Below are 22,755 nucleotides of genomic sequence, written 5' to 3'. Positions count from 1 at the left end.
GACACGATCAGATTGGTCGAAAGATTTCCAAATAATCGCTGAGCATCCTCAACGCGAGCACCTTGGAAACCGAAGCCAGGTGCGAGAACGGGAAGCGCTGGATAGTCATCGGGTTGAATCCCCAAGGAGGGAAGGTCTAGCGTCGCGCCCAACACAGCACCAACAGAGTTGGCTGGTGTTGCTTCGGTTGACCATCGTGCGACGTCACTGAGCATGGCTGCAGCAACGGTCTTTCCTTGATGAATACCCTGGGTAACCTGAGCCGTCTGCAGAACTGCCGCTTCAGGGTTGCTGGTCGCAGCGAGAATAAAGACTCCCTTGTTATGAGACAAGGCATAGTCAACAGTCTGCGAAAGCGCTCCTGAGCCAAGGTATGGGCTCACAGTGATGGCATCTGATTCGAGATTCCAACCGGGAGTGAGCCAGGCCTGAGCATACGCCTCCATGGTGCTGCCAATATCTCCGCGCTTGCAGTCAGAAATAACGATCAATCCGGCATCACGTGCACGTCTAATGACGTATTCGAGAGCTTCCATTCCCTTGGCACCATGGCGTTCATAGAACGCAACCTGAGGCTTAATAATCCCCACCTGTCCAACGCAGGCATCGATGACACGTAAGGAAAATTCACGCAAGCTGACTGAAGTGTCGTCGAATTCCCACTCGTTCAAGAGGAATGGGTGCGGATCAATACCGACGCAAAGATGTCCAAACTGCCCGAAAGCAGTCTGGAGTCGATCTCCGAAACCTAATTCACTCATGCGCGAGCCAAGGCCTCACGACGCTTAATGGCGTATTCCTGCAAGCTGCACACATCAAAACCCTCGCGGATTGTGTCGATAGAAGCAACAGCAGCACTCACTTGAGCCATGTTCGTAAACAAAGGCTTATCAGCAGCAATAGCTGAGGCGCGGATTTCGTATCCATCTGCACGTGCCGCTGATCCACTTGGAGTGTTGATCACAATGTCTACTTCGTTGCGGTTGATGAGCTCAACGATGGTGTCATCACCTAACTTGGCGCTGACCTTACCGATGATGGTTGCTGGAATACCGTTGCGCTGAAGAATCTCTGCAGTGCCCTCAGTAGCCACAATCTTGAAGCCCAGCTGAGAGAAACGCAGCGCGGGCAAGATGATGTTTCGCTTGTCGCGGTCTGCAACAGAGATGAACACGGTTCCTGAGGAAGGCAATCCGCCATACGCACCGGCTTGTGCCTTGGCGAAAGCTATGGGGAAGTTCACATCCATACCCATAACCTCTCCAGTTGAGCGCATTTCAGGGCCGAGGAGCGAGTCAACAACCTTGCCCGCAGGTGTGCGGAAGCGCTTGAAGGGAAGAACTGCTTCCTTCACTGCGATGGGTGCATCCATGGGGACAACAGAGCCGTCCTGGATAGGAAGGAGACCTTCAGAGATGAGATCTCGAATGCTCTCCCCCACCATGATGCGGCTGGCAGCCTTAGCCAGAGGAATACCCAACGCCTTGGAAACGAAAGGCACAGTGCGAGATGCACGAGGGTTTGCTTCTAGAACGTAGAGAACTCCTGCACCGATAGCGAACTGGACGTTGAGAAGACCTCTGACGCCAATTCCCTGAGCTATAGCGAGGGTTGCTTCGCGAACGCGGTCGACATCTTTCTTGCCCAGTGAGATGGGTGGAAGAGTACAAGCCGAGTCACCGGAGTGAACACCCGCCTCTTCGATGTGTTCCATCACGCCACCGACATAGAGTTGCTCTCCGTCAAAGAGGGCATCTACGTCGATTTCGATCGCGTCATCGAGGAAACGATCCACCAGGAGTGGAGAATCTGGTCCGACAATTGCCTGACCATCGATTCGAACAAAGTAGTCTCGCAGCGTTGCTGTGTCGAAGACAATCTCCATGCCGCGACCACCAAGAACATAGGACGGACGGACAAGGACGGGGTAACCGATCTCTTCAGCGACCTTCACAGCACCTTCAACATCGGTGGCAGTGCCGTTGCGTGGAGCAAGCAAGTTTGCTGCGTCGAGGATACGGCTGAATTCACCACGTTCTTCTGCAAGGTCGATTGCTTCAGGAGTAGTTCCCAAGATTGGGACTCCAGCTGCCTTGAGACCCTTTGCAAGGCCCAGTGCGGTCTGTCCACCAAGCTGGACAACGACACCCACAAGTTCGCCAGATTTGCTCTCAGCGTGAATGACCTCAAGGACGTCTTCCAATGTGAGGGGCTCGAAGTAGAGACGGTCACTAGTGTCGTAGTCCGTCGAAACAGTCTCAGGGTTGCAGTTGATCATGATGGTTTCATAACCAGCATCTGAAAGTGCGAAGGATGCGTGAACACAGGAGTAGTCGAACTCCACACCCTGACCAATACGGTTGGGGCCAGATCCCAGGATGACGACCTTTTTACGATCACTCGGCATGACTTCAGTTTCCAGGTCATAACTCGAGTAGTGATACGGGGTCAACGCCGGGAATTCACCAGCACAGGTATCCACAGTCTTGAACACGGGGCGGATGTCGAGCGCATGACGCTGATCGCGCACTTCCTGCTCAGTCAGTCCACGAAGTTCAGCAATTTGAGCATCAGAGAATCCGAAATCCTTCGCATAACGAATGACAGACGCATCCAGGGACGGCGCGGCCTGAACTTCTGAAGCAACCTCGTTGATGAGAACGATTTGGTCTATGAACCACGGATCAATTTTGGTTGCCTCAAAGACCTGCTCAAGAGATGCACCCTTGCGCAGTGCCTGCTGAACGGTCACGATACGACCGTCAGTAGGAACCTGAGAGATGGTGAGCAGTTCATCGACTGAACGTGATTCCTCACCCCAGTGGAAAGAGCTGCCACGCTTTTCAAGTGAACGTAGCGCTTTCTGAAGTGCTGTTGCGTAGTTGCGACCAATTGCCATGGCCTCACCAACAGACTTCATAGTGGTCGTCAGTGTCGCATCAGCAGCGGGGAACTTTTCAAAAGCGAAGCGGGGAACCTTCACCACGACATAGTCAAGTGTCGGCTCAAAGGACGCAGGAGTCACCTTGGTGATGTCGTTAGGGATTTCATCCAGACGGTAACCAATGGCCAGCTTGGCAGCGATCTTTGCGATCGGGAATCCTGTTGCCTTGGAAGCAAGTGCAGAGGAGCGAGATACACGAGGGTTCATCTCGATCACGATGACACGGCCATCCTTGGGATCGATGGCGAACTGAATGTTGCAACCACCAGTATCGACGCCAACAAGGCGAATGATTTCAATACCAATGTCGCGGAGGTTCTGGTATTCGCGGTCAGTCAGCGTCAATGCGGGTGCCACGGTGATGGAGTCACCAGTGTGGACACCTACGGGATCAACGTTTTCAATAGAACAGACGACAACAGTGTTGTCGGCGGTGTCTCGCATGAGCTCGAGCTCATATTCCTTCCAACCCAAGATGCTCTCTTCGAGAAGAACTTCACTAGTGGGGCTGGAGTGAATACCGTCACCAGCAATGCGGATGAGATCTTCTTCGTTGTAGGCAAAACCAGAGCCAAGTCCACCCATAGTGAATGAGGGGCGAACAACGAGTGGGTAACCCAATTCTTTGGCTGCTTCAATGCACTCTTCGAGTGTGTGAGCAATGAATGACTTAGCAACATCAGCACCAGAGGCAAGAACAAGTTCCTTGAAAATCTGACGATCTTCACCCTTGCGAATTGCCTCCACCTTGGCACCAATGAGCTCAACGCCGTGACGCTCAAGAGCACCGTTCTCGTGGAGTGAGATGGCAGCGTTGAGTGCAGTCTGACCACCGAGGGTGGGCAGAATAGCGTCAGGCTTTTCCTTGATGATGATGGCTTCGATGACCTCAGGAGTGATGGGCTCCACATAGGTTGCATCGGCAAAGTCAGGATCGGTCATGATGGTGGCCGGGTTGGAGTTAACCAAGATCACACGGATGCCTTCTTCGCGAAGAACGCGGCACGCCTGAGTTCCTGAGTAGTCAAACTCACAGGCCTGACCGATAACAATCGGACCGGAGCCAATGACGAGGACTGATTTGATGTCTGGACGACGTGGCATTAGTTCGATGCTCCCGAGGTAGTAGCGGATGCGAGGACCATGTCGCGGAATCGGTCGAAGAGATAGTTGCTATCGTGAGGTCCCGATGCAGCTTCAGGGTGGTACTGGACAGAGAAAGCATTGATGTCGAGGCAGCGTAAACCCTCAACTACTTGATCGTTCAGGCTGTAGTGGCTGACTTCTACACGGCCGAAACCTGAAGGAGACTCGAGCACACCTTCGATCGGTGCGTCCACTGCGAAACCGTGGTTCTGACTGGTGATCTCAACGCGGCCGGTTGCCTTATCAAGCACAGGTTGGTTGATTCCTCGGTGTCCGAAGGGCAACTTGTAGGTCTTGAAACCAAGCGCACGACCGAGCAACTGGTTTCCAAAGCAGATACCAAAGAAGGGAATCCCTGCTTTGAGGACAGTACTGAGGAGTTCAACGTGCTTGTCACTTGCCGCAGGGTCACCTGGACCATTCGAGAAAAACAAGGCTGATGGCTTCATAGCCAGAATTTGTTCTGCCGTTACCGTCTGTGGGAGTACGTGGGCATCAAAGCCACGTTCAGCGATGTAGTTGACTGTCGAAGTCTTCACACCGAGGTCGAGAATGGCAACCGAGCCAATCTTCTCCCCCACGGCTGGCACGACGTATTCTTCTTGAGTTGAAACCTGAGCGGAAAGATTCTTCCCTGCCATCTGATCTGCTTCAAGAACCTTGGTCAGCTGTGTTTCTGCAGATTCTGCTGCTGCAGAGCCTGAGAAGATTCCTGCGCGCATGGAGCCCTTTGAGCGAATGTGGCGCGTGACGGCACGTGTATCGATGCCCTGAATACCCACGATGCTTTCATGGTCTAAATCGTTATCCAGACTTCGTTCTGCACGGAAGTTAGAGACGATGCGTGAAGCGTCACGTACGGCATAGCCAGCAACCCAAATGCGACGAGACTCCATGTCCTTATCGTTCATACCGGTATTGCCGATGTGAGGAGCGGTCATCAACACGATCTGACCTGCATAGGAAGGGTCTGTGAGTGTCTCCTGGTAACCAGACATGCCGGTTGCAAAAACAATCTCACCGAAGGTGGTTCCTTCTGCACCATAGGCGCGACCTTCATAACGTGAACCGTCTTCGAGAACTAATACGGCATTGGGGGTCGTGAGACTCACGAGGCAACCTCTTTCGATGTGGCTTTGGCGTTGGGGAAACTACTGGTGAGGGCGTTCTCGCAGGCGAGACGAACTTCGGGAATGGAGAAGCGGAAGAAGGACGTGAACTCAACATCTTCCTGAGCGAGGGTGTCCCAAGCTGTCCAGGAAATCGCGGTCAGTCCATCTTTTTCTACAGCTTTGTCGATTGCTACCTGAGTGCGATGAATCTGAACAATCTGCGCGGCAGGGATAAATGTCGACTTTTCTCCACGTGGAGCGATTGAAAGCCCGTCCATGCTCACGAGAACATGAGCATCAGCGCGAAATGAAAGACCCGGAAGAGTTACGCGCTGTAGCGGGTCAGTTGCCAGAGTAGTTGCGACATACAGGCCAGAGAACTCTGCTGGTGCTGAACTGTGAGAAACAATCGGAGCACCGGGCGCAATGATCTGGAATCTACTGTCCCGAGCTACGCGCTTGCGCCACGCAATGGCCATTCCCGTGAGGGCAAGAGCTATGAGAGCAAGAACCACAACTGTGGCGAGGACTTTATCCACGGGCCACCACCTCAGCTTGTGCAGCAACAACATCAGCAGCAACCACAGTTCGGTCAGCGGTCGTGAGATATCCCTGGTGGATTGTGGCGACAACCTGACCAGCAAGCTCAATACCCAGGTAGGGAGAGTTGTGAGACAGGCTTGCGAGGTCTTCAACCCCGAAGTTGCGGCGGGTAGCAGGATCAACCAAGACAAGTTCAGCTTGGATACCTGGCTGAATCTTCTGACCGTGAGTTGCAAGTCCACCAATCCGAGCAGGTGTTTCTGAGAGAACCCGAGCAACATCTGCCCAGCCAATCAAACCGGTCTCAACCATGGTGGTCTGAACTACAGCTAGAGCTGACTCAAGTCCCACCATGCCGAACGCAGCAGCTCCCCATTCACAGTCTTTGGACTCGATGGGGTGTGGTGCGTGGTCAGTTGCGACAATATCGATTGTTCCGTCAGCTAATGCGTCACGAAGTGCCATGACATCTTCAGCACGGCGCAGTGGTGGGTTCACCTTGAATCTTGCGTCGTAACTTTCAGCACGTTCGTCAGTAAGCAAAAGGTGGTGCGGGGTCACTTCAGCCGTGACGTTGATTCCACGCTTCTTTGCCCAGCGAATGACGTCAACAGAACCAGCAGTAGAGAGGTGACAAATGTGGAGACGAGAGCCAGTGTGCTCGGCCAAGAGCACATCTCGAGCGATGATGGATTCTTCAGCAACTGCAGGCCAGCCAGCAAGACCGAGGCGAGCCGAAACTTCACCCTCGTTCATCTGAGCATCAACGGTCAGTCGAGGCTCTTGAGCATGCTGGGCGATAACGCCACCGAAAGTTTTCACGTATTCAAGCGCTCTGCGCATGATTAAGGGATCGAAGACACACTTACCATCATCGGAGAAGACACGAACTGCCGCACGTGAATTGGCCATCGCACCCAGCTCTGCCAGCTGAAGTCCCTCAAGCCCCTTGGTTACGGCACCGATAGGACGAACAGTGGCATAGCCTGCTTCGTCACCAAGACGAAGTACCTGTTCGACAACTCCTGCAGTGTCCGCAACAGGAAGTGTGTTCGCCATCGCGAAAACAGAAGTGAAACCACCTAGTGCTGCTGCTTGTGTTCCGGTGAGAACAGTTTCTGATTGTTCATATCCCGGTTCGCGCAGGTGTGTGTGCAGATCGACAAGTCCTGGCAGAACTACAAGGCCATCTGCATCAATAGTTGTTGCAGAGGCAGAACTCAATCCCTGACCAACAGCAGTTATCTGCATTCCTTCAATGAGAATGTCAGCACGAGAACCATCCGGAAGCGTGGCTCCTTTGATGAGCAAATCTGGATTAGTCATGAGTTACCTCTCGTTCGCCGGTAAGAACCATATAAAGCGCTGCCATTCGAACAGAGACACCGTTGGCTACTTGTTCCAGGACTGTTGATTGTGGGGAATCTGCTGCAGCCGAGCTAATTTCTAAGCCACGATTCATGGGACCGGGGTGCATCACCATTGTTTTAGCTGGCAGTGAGAAGAATCGTTCCTGTGTAAGACCCCACATGTTGGAGTATTCCCGCTCATTTGGGAAGAAAGCATCCTGCATACGTTCTTGCTGAATGCGCAGCATCATGACCACATCAGGCTTGCTCTGAGCAAGTGCATCATCCAGGTCATAGCTGACAGAGACAGGCCAGGTGTCGACGGCATGTGGAAGCAGTGTCGGTGGAGCTACTAATTTAACTTCAGCGCCAAGAGTTTCTAGGAGCCACACGTTTGAGCGCGCGACACGTGAGTGCAGAATGTCTCCGACGATGGTGACCTTGACCCCGTCAAGACCTTTCCCACGTGAACCAGCACCATGAAGGCGCTTTCGCATGGTGAATGCATCAAGAAGCGCCTGTGTGGGGTGTTCGTGCGTACCGTCTCCCGCGTTGATGACGGGAGCATCAATCCATCCGCTTTGCGCAAGAACCTGAGGTGCTCCAGATGCGCCATGGCGGATGACAACTGCATCGATTCCCATAGCGGCGAGAGTTTGGGTCGTATCCTTGAGGCTTTCACCCTTAGAAACGCTTGAACCCTTGGCAGCAAAGTTGATGACATCTGCAGAGAGGCGCTTTTCAGCTGCTTCAAAAGAGATGCGAGTGCGGGTGGAGTCTTCGAAGAAGAGGTTCACGACAGTCTTACCGCGCAGCGCGGGTAGTTTCTTGACCTCACGCTCGTTGACTGCAGACATGTCCTCTGCGATATCGAGAAGCTGTATTGCTTCTTCGCGAGAAACGTCACGAGTACTCAACAGATGCTTCATGCGCTCATCACCTCGTCTATTTCAACGCCATCTTCTCCGTCATGTTCGACCAAGCGAACATTAATGCGCTCGCCGTGTGCGGAAGGAAGGTTTTTGCCAACAAAATCTGCTCTGATCGGAAGTTCGCGGTGACCACGATCAGCTAGAACTGCAAGACGGACAGCCTTTGGACGGCCAAGGTCGGTCAGGGCGTCGAGCGCTGCGCGAACTGTTCGGCCGCTGTAGAGAACATCATCAACCAGGACAACGGTCATGTCATCGATACTGGCAGGCACCTCTGTCGGTGCGGTGGAGCGTGTGGGCTGCTGATACAGATCATCGCGGTACATCGTGACATCAAGAGAACCAACAGGTACTGAGGAACCGGGAACGATTGATTCGAGGATTTCAGCAAGGCGATGAGCGAGTGTGACGCCGCGTGTGGGAATGCCGAGAAGGATGAGGGACTGAGCGCCTCGATTAGATTCGAGGATCTCGTGAGCAATCCGCGTCAGTGCGCGTTGCATGTCAGTCGCCTGCATGATGGCTCGTGCAGTCATTCTGACCTCCTTCCCCGCCTCTCTGGACGGAAATTAAAGGATGTCGGTGTTGTTGTTAGTGTATCAGTTTGCAGTCGAAGCGATAGTAGCCAACAGACCGTTGACGTATCCAGAAGATTCATCCGTGGAGAGGGTCTTTGCTGCTTCAACAGCTTCATCCACCGCAACAGCGCTCGGAACCTCTGGGTTGTAAAGGATTTCCCAGACAGCAATGCGCACAATTGCACGATCTACAGCCGGCATACGCTCCAGAGACCAGCCACGAGCATAAGTTTCGATGGTTTCATCGATTTCCACACTGTGGTCAATAACACCGTCAAGAATTTCACGGGCATAGAGCCATGAAGCAGAACGCTCCGGCTCGCTGGCCGCTCTTTCTGCTTCTGCTTCCAACGCATCAGAGATTGAGATATCTCTCACATCAGCTGAAAACAGTACATCGAGAGCGCGCTTGCGCGCTTTAGTACGTGCACTCATGAATTAGTCGTTTACGCGACCCTGGTATGAGCCGTCACGAGTGTCGACCTTAACCTTGGTGCCGATTTCCAGGAACAAAGGAACCTGAATTTCAAAGCCTGTTTCAACAGTTGCAGGCTTGTTTCCACCGGTTGAACGATCACCCTGGAGGCCAGGCTCGGTATAGGTGATCTCGAGTACGACAGAGGCAGGAAGCTCAACATACAGTGGAGTTCCTTCGTGGAGTGCAATCTGTACATCCTGGTTCTCCAGCATGAAGTTCTTTGCATCGCCGACAACTACTTCGGAGACAGAAAGCTGCTCGTAGTTGCCCTTGTCCATGAAAACGTATTCGTTGCCATCGTTGTAGAGGTACTGGAAGTCACGGCGGTCAACGTTCGTGATGTCGATCTTGGTACCAGCGTTGTAGGTCTTGTCGACAACCTTGCCAGTCATCAGGTTCTTCATCTTGGTGCGAACGAAAGCTCCACCCTTGCCTGGCTTGACGTGCTGGAATTCAATGATTGTCCAGAGAGCACCATCAATGTTGAGGACAATGCCGTTCTTGATATCAGCGGTAGAAGCCATGAGTGTTCCTTTTTTACGAATCAAAATGCCCGAGGGCAAAACTATGGGTAGTGACCCAACAGATAAGTCTACGTGTGCGCCCAGTATTACGAGCACATCGCAGCGCTAGCGAATGAGTTGAGACAGAGCTAAACGGTAAGAATCAAAGCCAAAGCCCGCAATAACACCAGTGGCCACCGCAGAAATGACGCTGTTATGGCGGAATTCTTCACGAGAGTGAGGATTGGAAATGTGTACCTCTATGAGAGGTACGCCAGCTTTGGTCACCATGGCAGCTGCGTCGCGCAGCGCGTAGGAATAGTGAGTGAATGCGGCAGGGTTCAAAATCACAGGGGTCTTCGAATCGACAGCTTCGAATAACCAAGACATCAGTTCAGGCTCTGAATCAGTCTGACGAAGATCAATTTGGTGAGAAGGCGCATCTGCCTCGAGCAGAACTTTGAGGGCAGCAAGATCTTGGTTGCCGTAAACATCGGGTTCACGAGAACCTAAACGACCCAGATTGGGGCCGTTGAGAACAAGAATGCGTGCCATAGAGCTAAGCCTAACGAAACTTACGCAGTCAGTTCTTGGTAGGCAGTGAACAGTACCGACGTGTCTGGCACGTTCAAGATGGTGGGCTGCCCCACATCGCGCAGAACAACAAAGCGCAACATGGAACCACGCGCCTTCTTGTCACGCTTCATCGTGGTCAACAAATGCTCCCAGGCCTCTGCCCCGTATGTCGTAGGCAAAGTGAGAGATTCAAGGATGCGTCGATGACGATCAACAACCTCATCGGGCAGATTCTGAGTCATGCGAGAGAGCTCAGCCGCAAAGACCATACCGATACTAATTGCTGCACCATGACGCCAGGTGTATCGCTCAGCGTGCTCGATAGCATGGCCCAAAGTGTGACCGTAGTTGAGGATTTCACGCTGACCCTGCTCAGTGAAGTCTTCAGAAACGACTCGGGCCTTAATGCCGACAGAAAGTTCAATGAGGCGCTGGAATTCAGGAGAAGAGGGATCAGTCGCAACATCAACATCAGCTTCGAGGATGTCGAGAATTTCAGGTTCAGCAATGAATCCACACTTCACTACCTCGGCAAAACCAGCAAGAAGTTCATTACGGGGAAGCTTTTCCAGAACATCTAGGTCACACACAACCGCATGTGGCGCATAGAAAGAACCGACAAGGTTCTTTCCCTCAGCTGTATTGATACCAGTTTTTCCACCGACAGATGCATCAACCATGGCCAATACAGTCGTGGGTACCTGAATCAACTTCACTCCGCGAAGCCACGTAGCGGCAACAAAGCCAGCAAGGTCAGTTACTGCTCCACCACCAAGCCCAATAATGGCGTCGGAACGAGTGAAGTCTGCCTGCCCCAATACTTGCCAACAGAACGCCGCAACTTCTACGCGTTTAGCGTTTTCAGCATCGGGAACTTCAGCCAGAAGAACTTCTCGTTCGCCCATCAATTGTTCGCGAAGTTTATTCGCGATAGCACCCATGGTAGGCGGGTGAATAATCAGAACTTTATTGACGGCAGGGCCAAAAATCGGTGCAAAAAACGGTTCGGGATTGGCCAACATTCCTCGACCAATGTTCACCATGTAGTCGCCACCACCAGTGACGTGAATCTGGGAAATACTCATGATGCGCTGCCCTGTCGTGGAGTGCCGGAATTGATCCAAGTAACGATGTCTTCAGCTATCTTGTCCAGATCGCCTGCCGATGTATCAAAAGTATTCCATGCCAGTTCTGTATAAATCGGCATGCGGGCAGCAACAAGCTTGTTCCAGGAATCAATTCCACCCCTCAGAAGCGGGCGTTTGGGGTCTTGAATTCTGGCTTCAACGGCTTCTTCGGAAACGGAGAGGAGAACAACGGGAACAGATTTGAGATCTGCCTGAGTTGCAGGATCTAGCACTGCTCCCCCACCCAAACTCACAATGGCCTTCTGCGCAAGAGCATCAACAACGGCAGCACGTTCGTAATTGCGGAAAGTTGCTTCGCCAGAGGAATCGAAAATGTCGGCGATGGGACCGTACTTCTCAACAACTACTTTGTCGGTATCAATTCTGGGAATATCGAGAAGTGCCGAAACCCGCTTGGCGATTTTTGATTTACCCGAAGCAGGAGCACCGATAAAGACGACGACAGGCGAAGCCACGGGCTTACTTGCCGACAGTGTGGACGGAGTCCGGAATGTGGGCGAGGTAGCTTTCAAGATTGCGCTTGGTCTCGCCGATGCTGTCGCCACCGAACTTCTCCAGAACAGCATTCGCAAGTGTCAATGCGACCATCGCTTCAGCAACAACGCCAGCAGCTGGAACAGCACACACATCAGAACGCTGGTGGTGAGCAGGGGCTGCTTCTCCGGTAGAAGTATCGATTGTGCGCAAGGCGTGAGGAACAGTCGCGATGGGCTTCATTCCGGCACGAACACGCAGAACGGTCCCTGTGCTCATTCCACCTTCGATGCCTCCAGCACGATCAGTTTCACGAACAATTCCCTCATCAGAAGCAAAGAGTTCGTCATGTGCAACGGAGCCACGGCGTCGGGTGGTCTCGAATCCATCTCCCACTTCAACACCCTTGATGGCCTGAATGCCCATCAGTGCTGCAGCAAGCTGTGAATCTAAGCGACGGTCCCAGTGAACGTGAGAACCAAGCCCGGGTGGCAAACCATATGCCAACACCTCAACAACGCCACCAATAGTGTCGCCATCCTTGTGGGTTTGTTCCACTTCGGCATACATCAAGTCACTGGTTGCTTTATCAAAGCAACGGAGTGGATCAGCATCGAGTGCATCAACATCTGAAGCATGTGGAAGCGGAGTTCCATCTGGAACCGAAACAGGGCCAATGGCAATCGTGTGACTGACGAGAGTAATACCCAGCTCGTTCAAGAAGGAGCGTGCGACAGCGCCGAGGGCAACACGGGCTGCTGTTTCTCGTGCACTTGCACGTTCCAAGATGGGGCGTGACTCATCAAAGTCATACTTTTGCATGCCGACGAGGTCTGCGTGGCCTGGACGTGGTCTGGTAAGTGCAGCTCCACGACCGGATTCAAGAACGGAGGCGTCTACTGGAGCTGGGTTCATTACCTCGACCCATTTAGACCATTCACTGTTTCCCACGCGAAGAGCAATCGGTCCACCGAGGCTTTTACCGTGTCGAACACCACCTGAAATGTTGAGTTCGTCTTGCTCGAACTTCATCCGTGCACCACGACCATAGCCGAGACGACGGCGTTGAAGATCGAGCTGAATGTCTTCGGCCAACACAGGCACGCCAGCAGGCAATCCCTCGAGAACAGCAATCAGTTCTGGTCCGTGAGATTCACCTGCGGTAAGCCATCTAAGCATGTATCAAGTTTGTCATAGACGCGGAGGAAGGAATTGCACTCTAGAGAGTTTCAAGCCCTACAGAAGCGAACATTGCACTTTTCACAGCTTCTTCGTCCGCAAGAACTTCAAAAGGAGATCCCCCGACGAATATTCGAACCTGCATGAGTGCTTGGTGAGCAAGCATTCGAAGACCGCTGACCACTTCTCCCCCAGCACTTGCCCATTCAGTTGCTCTCAAACTCGGCCACGGACTGTATGCGACGTCCAACAACGTGGCCTGAGTTGTCCTAGAAAGCGATGAAAGTGATTGAACAACATTTCCGGGAAGGGTTGAAATCGCAACATCAACTTCAGAAATAGAAGAAATGTCTTCAATCGAATGAACAGAGACATTCACGCCACATTCTTGGCCTACCGTTTCGAGATAGAAGGCTTTTTGAGGAGTTCTCGCGATGATGGAGACGTGCTCTGCCCCAAGTTCTGCCGCCGCTGCAACTGCCGAGGAGGCTGTTGCTCCACTTCCAATAACGGCAACATGTCGGGCATTTTCACGTTGACTGTCCTTGAGAGCATTGACGATTCCAAAAACGTCGGTATTGAAACCCCGAAGTGAACGGACACCATCATCGTTGTATTCACACAACAACGTGTTCACAGATCCTGTTCGCTCTGAAAGCAAATCAACATTGTCAGCAGCTTCGAGCGCTGAAGCCTTATGAGGCATAGTCACGGATATGCCGTGCAAGGTCGAATCTCTCGAAGCTAAGAAGGAGTCAAACTCACCAGGAGCAACATCAACAGCTTCATAGCTCCACGAAAGCCCCAGCTGTGAATAGGCGGCTTGATGCAGAGCAGGAGAAAGTGAGTGCGAAATGGGATGACCGACCACTGCAAGAGTGCGAGGTTGTGGCGTCATCGCATTACCCGACAGCTTCAGGGTGAGCTTCAAGCCAGGCGTAATACTGCTCTACGGCTGCCTCATGATCTGCCGCTGTCTCAGTAAAGACAGTTTCACCCGTGGTCAGATTTACGGTGACAAAGAATAACCAAGGCCCCTCAGTGGGGTTGAATGCAGCATCAATAGCAACAGCACCAGGATTTGAAATGGGACCAATGGGTAAACCCGGCAGAATTCTGGTGTTGTAGAGGTTGCTGGTGTCGTCTAAAGCCGCTTGCGTAATGAGCAGGCAATCCTTGCCGATCAAACCCGCTCCGTAACAGGTTGTGACGTCGGACCCCATCGTCATGCCTTGTTCCAAACGGTTGTGGAACACACGTGAGATTTTGTACATGTCCTCGGGATCAGGACCGCTTTCACGCTGAATTACCGACGCCATAATGATTGTTTCCCAGCGCTGATCAGCGGGAACACCTGCTGCGTCAAGTGCGGCGAGAGATTCATCGACAAGTCTCTGAATAACTTCGGTCGCCGTTACACCTGGAGAAAAAGTGTAGGTAGCGGGGAACAAGAAACCTTCAAGGGTGGTGGCTTCTGCTGGAACTCCATATTCAGCTGGATTTGCCACGGCAGCCTGGAAATCTGCCAATGGAATTGAGAGGCCTTCAGCAAGCATCTTGAGAACGTTCTTCTCTGTGGTGCCCTCAGGGATTGTCACGGTGAGTTCTACCCTGTTAGCGGGGTCAAGAAGAGCATCAAGGGCTGCTTGAGATGACATTTCTAGCTTCAGCTTGTAGACACCTGGAGTGAACACAGGTTCTGGCTTGGTTTCCAAGAGCAGTTGGTAGAAAGAATCGAAACTTTTGGTCACGCCAGCTTCGACAAGATTGTTGGCAATTTGATCACCAATTTCACCTTCACCGATAGTGAAAATGACTTCACCATGTCCCCCACCTGAATAGTCATTTTGTGAACCGCCAATAATGCCGGTGTAAAAAAGACCACCAAGTACTGCACCAACGAGAACTAGTACACCGATGATCGAACCGATCACCAGGGCAGTTTTGTTGCGAGGAGACTTCCTTCGTTTACCGGCCGCGTGGGAAGGGGTATCGGGAAGTGCAGAACCCAAAGGAGAATTTGAGCTTGGTGAGAATTCTTCGTCTAACATCACAGCCTGTTTCGTGGAATGGACTGTTGACAGCCTACCGAGGCACCTTAGGACTGAGCTGGAAACTCGCTGAGGTCTTTACCAGGGAGCTTTCCCGTTGAACGCTCTGAATCCAGTGCGTGCTGCAAAATCATGACTGCTGCTACCTGATCGATAACCGAACGAGTTTGCTTTTGCTTCTTCCCCACGGCACGCATGGCTGAATGCGCAGAGACAGTCGTCAGACGCTCATCAATGAGACGAATTGGCACGCGTGTCTGCATCGAGAGCTCGTGAGCCATCATGAGTGCATCGTCTGTCGAGGCAGTGTGAGAGCCGTTGAGAGACAACGGTAATCCCACAATGATCTCGATGGCGTCAAGTTCGTCAACGAGTGCAACTAGTCGCGAAAGTGGAGCCTCGGAACCACGATCTACCGTTTCTACCGGCGTCGCTAAATAGCCGTCACGATCACTTCGGGAAACGCCTATGCGAACGGTACCGATATCTATGCCGACTCGAACGCCAGTGCGCATTAGAGGCCGCGAAGCTCCGAGATGATTGCCTGAAGAGCAGAACCAAGCTCTGCGACATTCGTTCCGCCACCTTGAGCCATGTCATCACGACCGCCGCCGCCACCGCCAAGGATTCCCGCAGCGAGCTTGGCAAGAGCACCAGCTTTTGCACCTTCACCTCGAGAAGCCTCTGTAGTGGCAACAATCACGGCAGGCTTGCCGTCGACAACGGCACCTAAAGCAATAACGGTGTTGGTGGACTGAACCTTCTCGCGAACACCGGTAACCAAGTTACGAAGATCATCGACAGAAGCAACTCCAGTAACCGTCTCCACGATTGCGGTGACCTTACCTACAGGAGCTGCTTTGGACACTAGAGCGGGAATCTGCTCGCGAACAGCCGCTGCTTCAAATTCAGCAATCTTGCGCTCTGCAGCTTTGAGGTTGGCAACGAGGTCCGCAACACGAGAAGTGACCTGCTCGCGGGGTGCCTTCAGAGATGAGGACAACTCGTGCACAATGGCACGTTCAGCAGCCAACGACTTGAAGGCATCTGCACCCACGAGTGCTTCAACGCGTCGGTTTGAAGATCCAACAGATGCTTCACTCACCAGGTTGATGAGGCCTACTTGTGAGGAGTGAGCAACGTGAGTTCCAGCACACAGTTCACGGGACCAAGGGCCTCCAATGTCAACCATGCGGACGGTCTCGCCATACTTCTCACCAAAGAGTGCCATTGCACCCATCTTTTTGGCGTCATCGAGTGCCATCTCGCGAGTGACTACTTCGAAGTCGGACAGGATTGCATTGTTGGCAATCTCTTCGATTTCAGTCCGTGTTTCCGCAGAAAGTGCTTCATTCCACGAGAAATCGAAACGCATGTAGCCAGCCTTGTTCAAGGAACCTGCCTGGTGGGCTGTTTCTCCGAGAACCTCACGCAGTGCTGCGTGAACAAGGTGAGTAGCAGAGTGAGCAGCTGCAGCTGCAGCACGGTATGCCTTGTCTACAACTGTGGTTGCAGGAGCGCCAGCGTTTACCTGACCACTTCGAACCTCAACCGTGTGGGAAACGAGACCCTTAACAGGCTTCTGCACATCAAGAACTTCAAGGTCAAAACCGTCACCAATGATGGAACCAGCGTCAGAAACTTGACCACCCGATTCTGCATAGAGGGAAGTTGCTCCCACGATGACTTCAACGATGTCTCCGGTTGATGCGCTCTGCACAGGAAGGCCGTCTTTGAGCAATCCAAGAATGCTGGTTTCAGTCTCTAAGTCGGTGTAACCGGTAAAGACTGTTTCGCCCTTGGAGCGAAGGTCGGTGTAAATCGAGAGGTCAGCAAGAATCGACTTCTTTGCTTTGGCATCTGCCTTGGCACGAGTGCGCTGATCCAGCATCAGAGTGTCGAAAGCGGCACGATCAACGCTCAGTCCAGCTTCTTCAGCCATTTCGAGGGTGAGGTCGATGGGGAAACCGAAGGTGTCGTGGAGCAAGAATGCAGTGTCGCCCGCAAGCGCCTTTGCACCAGACTTCTTTGTTTCGGTCACTGCAGTATCAAGAATGGTGGTTCCAGAAGCCAAAGTCTTGAGGAATGTTTCTTCCTCACCGTAGGCGATCTGAGAAATACGAGCGTATTCGTTCTCAACATCGGGATAAGCAGACTTCATGGCATCGCGTGAAGCAGTGAACAGCTCGGGGAAGGTCACAGAGTCAACGCCGAGCAAACGCATTGCACGAACAGAGCGACGCAACAAACGACGCAAGATATATCCGCGGCCTTCGTTAGAAGCTTGAACTCCATCTGCCATGAGCATGAGAGCGGAACGAACGTGGTCAGCGACTACACGAAGACGAACATCGTTCTCGTGGTTTGCGCCGTAAGTTACTCCAGCGAGTTCAGCTGCTCGATCGAGCACTGGGCGAACCTGGTCGATTTCGTAAAGGTTTTCTACGCCCTGCTTGAGGAAAGCAACACGTTCCAGACCCATTCCGGTGTCGATGTTTTTGTTGGGAAGTTCACCCAAGATTTCAAACTCGGTCTTGCTTGTTCCCTCACCACGGAGGTACTGCATGAACACAAGGTTCCAGATTTCGATGTAGCGGTCTTCGTCAGCGACAGGACCACCCTCGATGCCATAGGCAGGACCACGGTCGAAGTAAATTTCAGAACACGGACCAGCAGGACCTGGCTGGCCGGTTGACCAGTAGTTGTCTTCCTTGCCACGTCGTTGGATGCGCTCGTCAGGAAGACCAGCGGTCTTCTTCCAGAACGCGATGGCTTCGTCATCGTCTTCATAGACAGTGACCCACAGGTCCTTTTCAGCGAAACCTAGTCCACCATCATTTTCGGGGGTCGTGAGAAGTTCCCAGGCGTATTCAATTGCCTGCTCTTTGAAGTAGTCACCGAACGAGAAATTTCCGTTCATTTGGAAGAAAGTACCGTGACGTGTGGTCTTTCCTACTTCTTCAATGTCCAGAGTACGAATGCACTTCTGAACGCTGGTGGCACGTGGGTATGGCGGAGGCACAACACCAGATAGGTAGGGAATGAAAGGAACCATTCCTGCCACAGTGAAAAGAAGGGTGGGATCATCACTAACAAGTGATGCAGAAGGAACTACGGTGTGCTCACGCGCAGCAAAAAAGTCAAGCCAACGTTGGCGAATTTCAGCAGTTTGCATAGTTACTTGTTACGAGCTGCACGCAGCTCTGCCTCACGCTCTTTGTAGCCCTCAACTAGTGCATCAGTGAAGTCACGAGTCTTGGCGTCGAGGTTGGCGAAGAATGCCTTGCCCTCTTCTGTCTGGTTTACTTTGTGCGCGACAAAGAAGCCGGCGATAACGCCTACGGTAAGCCAAAAGAGCTGCTTCATGATTTCTCCAGATGAACGGTGCAAATGCGAGACTCCAGTCTACGGGAGCGATATGCATCCACTAAAACAAGAAAGGGTGCAGATCCGAAGATCCACACCCTTTCTGAGCTAAGTATTTAGCGAGCTGCGTAGTACTCAACCACGAGCTGAACGTCACAGGTGACGGGAACTTCTGCACGCTTGGGGCGACGCACCAAGGTTGCGTGAAGCTTGTCGAGCTCAACCTCGAGGTAAGCAGGCACGGGAGGAAGAACCTCTGCGTGGCCACCAGCTGCAGCTACCTGCAGTGGCTCAAGAACCTCGGAGCGTGGCTTGACGTGGATGAGCTGTCCAGGCTTTACGCGGAAAGATGGACGGTCAACCAGCTGACCGTCAACGAGGATGTGACGGTGCACAACCAGCTGACGTGCCTGAGCGGTGGTGCGAGCAAAACCTGCACGCAATACGAGAGCGTCGAGACGCATTTCGAGAAGCTCAACCAGGTTCTCACCGGTCAGACCCTGGGTCTTACGAGCTTCCTGGAATACGTTGCGCAGCTGAGCTTCGCGAATACCGTACTGAGCGCGTAGACGCTGCTTCTCACGCAGACGAACTGCGTAGTCAGAGTCAGCCTTGCGCTTGGTGCGGCCGTGCTCACCTGGAGCGTAGGGACGCTTTTCCAGGTACTTTGCTGCCTTGGGGGTCAGCGCGATGCCGAGGGCACGCGACAGACGGGTCTTGCTACGGGTACGTGACTTAGTAGACACAATTTCCTTTTCGATTGAACAAACAAAATGAACACGCTCATAGAGAGCGAAAAATCGAGGGGTTTGTCATGGTGCCCGGCTACAGGGCCATCCAGTTCTTTCGTTACTGTGTTGCAGCCGCGCTTCACAGTCGAAATAGACATTAAAACCTTATCACTATTGACGTGTGGCTATCGACGCTTCTTTGTGATGGCTCGAAGTTTCTCCAAACGCGCTTTGACGTCACGTTCAGAACCGTGGTCTGTGGGCTTGTAGTACTCGGTTGATGCCAGGGTGTCGGGCAGGTATTGCTGTTCCACAACGCCGAGAGCTGAGTCATGTGGATACAGATATCCCTTACCGTGTCCAAGTTTCTTTGCGCCGGCGTAATGAGCGTCTCGAAGATGCTTAGGAACAGAACCAGATTTACCAGCTTGAACATCTGCTAACGCAGCATTGATGGCATTGTAGGCAGCGTTCGATTTAGGGGCAGTAGCTAAATATATGGTGGCTTCTGAAAGAGGAATTCGGCCTTCAGGCATGCCAATAAAGGCAACGGCATCCGCAGCAGCAGTTGCCACGGAGAGTGCATGAGGGTCAGCTAAACCAATATCTTCAGACGCAGAAATGATCAGCCTTCGAGCAATAAACCGAGGATCCTCCCCCGCTGCAATCATGCGTGCAAGATAATGAACAGCTGCATCAGGATCAGAGCCACGAATTGACTTGATAAAGGCACTAATGACGTCGTAATGCTCGTCACCATTGCGGTCGTAGCGAAGAAGAGCCGAATCCACTGCTGCAGAAACATGTTCAGCCGTCACCGCAATAATGCCGGTTTTCTTCTTTGAGGTTTGCTGGGCAATAGCAGAGGCCGCCTCTAAGGAAGTCAGCACCCGTCGAGCATCCCCAGAAGCGAAATTGATGATTGCTGCTCGAGCTTGTTCATCGACGCTGAATTTTCCTGCCAGGCCAAATGGTTCATCAAGAGCACGCTGAATCAGTGCATCTAATGCGGCATCTGAAAGTGGCTCGAGGCGTAACAAGAGTGAGCGTGAAAGTAAAGGAGTTACGACACTGAACGAAGGATTCTCTGTCGTGGCAGCAATGAGTGTGACCCAGCCGTTTTCAACGCCAGGTAACAGGGCATCTTGTTGCGCCTTACTAAAGCGATGAATCTCATCAAGAAAGAGCAATGTGCGAACGCCGTATAAGTCACGTTGGGATTGAGCCTCCTCCATGACGGTACGGACGTCTTTCACCCCAGCTGTGACGGCGGAAAGTTCGACACATCGACGATCAGAGGATGTCGCAATGGCGTGCGCCAAGGAGGTTTTACCCGTACCGGGAGGGCCCCACAAAATGACGGACACAGCACTCTGCGATCCTGGTGCTGCCAACACTTGAAGAGGTGAGCCCGTCTTGAGGAGTTGATCTTGGCCCGCTACTTCAGCCAGGCTCCGAGGTCTCATGCGAACAGCTAGAGGAGCTGTGTGTCCCCCGAGTGTCGAATCGCCCTGTGCCATGGACTTTAGATTAGCGTTGCTTCCTATGGCGAAGATGAGCGACAACCGCGTAACCAAAGAAGACCGAGACAGAATCAAGTCTTATGCAGATCGTAAAGCTGCTCATGAACGCGCGCAAAAGGCTAAGAAGGCCAGGAATAGAGCCATCATCTGGTCTATCTCTGGAGTGACGGCACTCGCTGTTGGTATTGGGGTTACGTCAGCAGTTCTTTCCATCACCTCACCTGCCCCCGAAGTGACCTCTACTCCCTCAGCTTCAGCCGATGGCTCCCCCGATGCTGCACTCAGCGAATACCGCGTGTGGAACGGAGCAATGGATGTTGCGGGTGTCCCCATTACTTTTGAACTCAACGGCGAAGCGGCCCCCAAAGCTGTGGCCAGCACAATCTCTCTCATCGGTAGTGGGTTCTATGAAGGTATTAGCTGCCACCGCCTCACCACTGAAGGAATCTATGTCCTCCAGTGTGGTGATCCTGTAGGAGATGGAACCGGTGGACCTGGTTATTCTTATGGCCCCGTAGAGAATGCTCCCGCAGACAACGTTTATCCTGCAGGAACTATTGCGATGGCCCGTCAGGGCGGAAATGGCAACTCAATGGGGAGTCAGTTCTTTTTGGTTTATGAAGACAGCACAATCCCCAGTGATGCTGCCGGCGGCTACACCGTCATTGGCCGCATAACCAGTGGGCTACCAGAACTCGTTGCCCAGGTGACAAGCCAAGGCACAGCCAATGGTGGTGCAGATGGTGCTCCAAAGGTTCCTGTCACGCTGACCGGAGTCAGCGTTAAGTAACAGTCCCCAGTGAAGGATGCCTTGCTCTAGGCTTGAGGCTGGTTGTTCCCTATCCCAACGAGGTGGATTGTTATGTCTGAAAAGACAACGGCGCGTGTCGACGAAGCCGGCCATGTGTATGTCGTCGAAGCTGATGGCGAGCGTCTGATCGGTCAGTATGCCGACGTCACTCCCGAAGAAGCTCTTGCTTTCTTTGAACGCAAGTTCAACGACACCAATTCGGCGCTTGTTCTTCTCGAACAGCGTGCCAAGCGTGGAGCACCAGCTTCCGAGATCAGCGAAAGCTCCAAGAAGATTGCAGAGCAGATTGAAGCTCGCAACGGGATTGGTAACTACGCGGCTCTGCAGGAACGCCTCGACAAGCTCGTCGCCTCTCTCAGTGAACTCAGTGAAGCTGAGAAAGAGAAGAATGCTGCCGCAGTTGAGGCATCTCGTCTTGCACGTGTAGCAATCGTTGAACAAATTGAGGCTCTTGCTTCGACCGACCCTGCAAAGATTCAGTGGAAAACAACCACGGCAAAAGTAGATGAATTGTTCGCAGCGTGGCAGGCAGCTCAGAAGAGTGGACCACGTCTGTCAAAGACTGAGTCGAACGAACTGTGGAAGCGGTTCCGTGATGCGCGCCAGAAACTCGATCAGCACCGCCGTGCATTCTTTGCTGAATTGGATTCAAAAAACAAGGGTGCCAAGTCTGCAAAGGAAGAACTCATTGCCAAGGCAGAGGCCCTCCTTTCGCAGGGTTCCAACGGAGTAGCCGCGTATCGCGGGTTGCTAGATCAGTGGAAGCTTGCCCCTCGTGCAGGTAAAAAGATTGATGATGCACTCTGGACCCGCTTCAAAGCAGCTGGAGATGCTCTCTACGCTGCCAAGAAGGAACAGGATGAAGTTGAGGACGCTTCCTTCGCAGGAAACCTGGAAGTGAAGCTTGCAATCCTCTTAGAAGCTGAAGCACTTCTGGAAGCAACAGATCGAGTTGACGCTCGCAACAAGCTCAACGCTCTTCAAAAGAAGTGGGACGCTGCTGGCAAAGTTCCACGTGCACAGCTCAAGCCCACCGAAGAACGCATGCGCAAGGTTGAACAAGCTGTTCGCAAGCTAGAAGACAACCACTGGAATGCCTCTAACCCAGAAAAGCAGGCACGTTCAGAGGGTCTTGCTGGTCAACTTGAAGAGAAGATTGAGAAGCTCGAAACTGAACTTGCCACTGCCAAAGCAGCCAAGGACACCAAAAAGACAAAAGAACTTGAAGAAGCAATTGCAACGCAGAAGGAATGGCTTGCTGTTCTGAAGTAAGTTGTCCACATTTTGAAGTGAGTAATCACTTTATGAGTG

The 22,755-nt window shown here is 52.6% G+C and carries 22 protein-coding genes; 2 read left to right on the top strand and 20 right to left on the bottom strand.

Annotation, left to right across the window (positions count from 1 at the left end; genetic code table 11):
- The 20 genes from pyrF to Q0362_RS05645 all read right to left on the bottom strand — a co-directional run.
- On the bottom strand, positions 1-761 hold a 761-nt coding region (gene pyrF, locus Q0362_RS05740), incomplete at its 3' end, for an orotidine-5'-phosphate decarboxylase (RefSeq protein WP_298121061.1).
- Positions 758-4,048 (bottom strand): carbamoyl-phosphate synthase large subunit, encoded by a 3,291-nt coding sequence (gene carB / locus Q0362_RS05735; RefSeq protein ID WP_298121058.1) that lies wholly within the window; start codon positions 4,046-4,048, stop codon positions 758-760. The genes pyrF and carB, both read right to left, overlap by 4 nt.
- A complete protein-coding gene (carA, locus tag Q0362_RS05730) occupies positions 4,048-5,202 on the bottom strand; it encodes a glutamine-hydrolyzing carbamoyl-phosphate synthase small subunit (protein ID WP_298121056.1) in 1,155 nt (384 codons plus the stop codon). Before carA ends, carB begins: the two co-directional genes overlap by 1 nt.
- Complete coding sequence (locus Q0362_RS05725) at positions 5,199-5,741, bottom strand: hypothetical protein (protein WP_298121053.1); 543 nt, start codon at positions 5,739-5,741, stop codon at positions 5,199-5,201. The genes carA and Q0362_RS05725 overlap by 4 nt, the downstream gene beginning before the upstream one ends.
- Positions 5,734-7,071 (bottom strand): dihydroorotase, encoded by a 1,338-nt coding sequence (locus Q0362_RS05720; protein ID WP_298121049.1) that lies wholly within the window; start codon positions 7,069-7,071, stop codon positions 5,734-5,736. The genes Q0362_RS05725 and Q0362_RS05720 overlap by 8 nt, the downstream gene beginning before the upstream one ends.
- A complete protein-coding gene (locus Q0362_RS05715) occupies positions 7,064-8,023 on the bottom strand; it encodes an aspartate carbamoyltransferase catalytic subunit (RefSeq protein ID WP_298121045.1) in 960 nt (319 codons plus the stop codon). Before Q0362_RS05715 ends, Q0362_RS05720 begins: the two co-directional genes overlap by 8 nt.
- The gene (pyrR, locus tag Q0362_RS05710) at positions 8,020-8,562 is read right to left on the bottom strand and encodes a bifunctional pyr operon transcriptional regulator/uracil phosphoribosyltransferase PyrR (RefSeq protein ID WP_298121044.1); all 543 of its coding nucleotides are present in this window, start codon (positions 8,560-8,562) and stop codon (positions 8,020-8,022) included. The genes Q0362_RS05715 and pyrR overlap by 4 nt, the downstream gene beginning before the upstream one ends.
- Positions 8,563-8,625: 63 nt before the next feature.
- Positions 8,626-9,039, bottom strand: coding sequence for a transcription antitermination factor NusB (gene nusB, locus Q0362_RS05705; protein WP_280795104.1), 414 nt, complete (start codon positions 9,037-9,039; stop codon positions 8,626-8,628).
- A 3-nt stretch (positions 9,040-9,042) separates the two neighbouring features.
- A complete protein-coding gene (efp, locus tag Q0362_RS05700; RefSeq protein ID WP_110233253.1) occupies positions 9,043-9,606 on the bottom strand; it encodes an elongation factor P in 564 nt (187 codons plus the stop codon).
- Between the two features lie 105 nt (positions 9,607-9,711).
- Complete coding sequence (locus Q0362_RS05695) at positions 9,712-10,140, bottom strand: type II 3-dehydroquinate dehydratase (RefSeq protein WP_298121040.1); 429 nt, start codon at positions 10,138-10,140, stop codon at positions 9,712-9,714.
- Between the two features lie 20 nt (positions 10,141-10,160).
- Entirely contained in the window at positions 10,161-11,246 is a 1,086-nt protein-coding gene (gene aroB, locus Q0362_RS05690; protein WP_298121038.1) for a 3-dehydroquinate synthase, read from the bottom strand.
- A complete protein-coding gene (locus tag Q0362_RS05685; RefSeq protein WP_298121035.1) occupies positions 11,243-11,764 on the bottom strand; it encodes a shikimate kinase in 522 nt (173 codons plus the stop codon). The genes aroB and Q0362_RS05685 overlap by 4 nt, the downstream gene beginning before the upstream one ends.
- Before the next feature lie 4 nt (positions 11,765-11,768).
- Positions 11,769-12,962 carry a chorismate synthase gene (aroC, locus tag Q0362_RS05680; RefSeq protein WP_298121032.1) on the bottom strand — a complete coding sequence of 398 codons (1,194 nt, stop codon included), beginning with the start codon at positions 12,960-12,962 and terminating at the stop codon, positions 11,769-11,771.
- Positions 12,963-13,002: 40 nt separating this feature from the next.
- Positions 13,003-13,860: a shikimate dehydrogenase gene (locus Q0362_RS05675; protein ID WP_298121029.1), complete on the bottom strand. Its 858-nt coding sequence runs from the start codon at positions 13,858-13,860 to the stop codon at positions 13,003-13,005.
- A gap of 4 nt (positions 13,861-13,864) precedes the next feature.
- Positions 13,865-14,974: an endolytic transglycosylase MltG gene (mltG, locus tag Q0362_RS05670; RefSeq protein WP_298121026.1), complete on the bottom strand. Its 1,110-nt coding sequence runs from the start codon at positions 14,972-14,974 to the stop codon at positions 13,865-13,867.
- Positions 14,975-15,060: 86 nt separating this feature from the next.
- Positions 15,061-15,528: a Holliday junction resolvase RuvX gene (ruvX, locus tag Q0362_RS05665; RefSeq protein WP_298121023.1), complete on the bottom strand. Its 468-nt coding sequence runs from the start codon at positions 15,526-15,528 to the stop codon at positions 15,061-15,063.
- Positions 15,528-18,188: an alanine--tRNA ligase gene (alaS, locus tag Q0362_RS05660; protein WP_298121020.1), complete on the bottom strand. Its 2,661-nt coding sequence runs from the start codon at positions 18,186-18,188 to the stop codon at positions 15,528-15,530. Before alaS ends, ruvX begins: the two co-directional genes overlap by 1 nt.
- A gap of 2 nt (positions 18,189-18,190) precedes the next feature.
- On the bottom strand, positions 18,191-18,379 hold the full coding sequence (locus Q0362_RS05655) for a hypothetical protein (RefSeq protein ID WP_298121017.1): 189 nt from the start codon (positions 18,377-18,379) through the stop codon (positions 18,191-18,193).
- A gap of 116 nt (positions 18,380-18,495) precedes the next feature.
- Positions 18,496-19,125: a 30S ribosomal protein S4 gene (gene rpsD, locus Q0362_RS05650; RefSeq protein ID WP_096381021.1), complete on the bottom strand. Its 630-nt coding sequence runs from the start codon at positions 19,123-19,125 to the stop codon at positions 18,496-18,498.
- 170 nt (positions 19,126-19,295) lie between these two features.
- Entirely contained in the window at positions 19,296-20,630 is a 1,335-nt protein-coding gene (locus Q0362_RS05645; RefSeq protein ID WP_298121005.1) for a replication-associated recombination protein A, read from the bottom strand.
- On the opposite strand from Q0362_RS05645, the gene Q0362_RS05640 reads away from it, so the two are divergent.
- On the top strand, positions 20,629-21,423 hold the full coding sequence (locus Q0362_RS05640) for a peptidylprolyl isomerase (RefSeq protein ID WP_298121002.1): 795 nt from the start codon (positions 20,629-20,631) through the stop codon (positions 21,421-21,423). The two genes, Q0362_RS05645 and Q0362_RS05640, sit on opposite strands and share 2 nt — an antisense overlap.
- A 72-nt stretch (positions 21,424-21,495) precedes the next feature.
- Positions 21,496-22,716 carry a DUF349 domain-containing protein gene (locus tag Q0362_RS05635; protein ID WP_298120999.1) on the top strand — a complete coding sequence of 407 codons (1,221 nt, stop codon included), beginning with the start codon at positions 21,496-21,498 and terminating at the stop codon, positions 22,714-22,716.
- Positions 22,717-22,755 lie beyond the last annotated feature (39 nt).

Source organism: uncultured Aurantimicrobium sp., assembly GCF_936931525.1.
GTDB lineage: Bacteria > Actinomycetota > Actinomycetes > Actinomycetales > Microbacteriaceae > Aurantimicrobium.
This window is presented reverse-complemented; position numbering and strand designations above follow the sequence as displayed.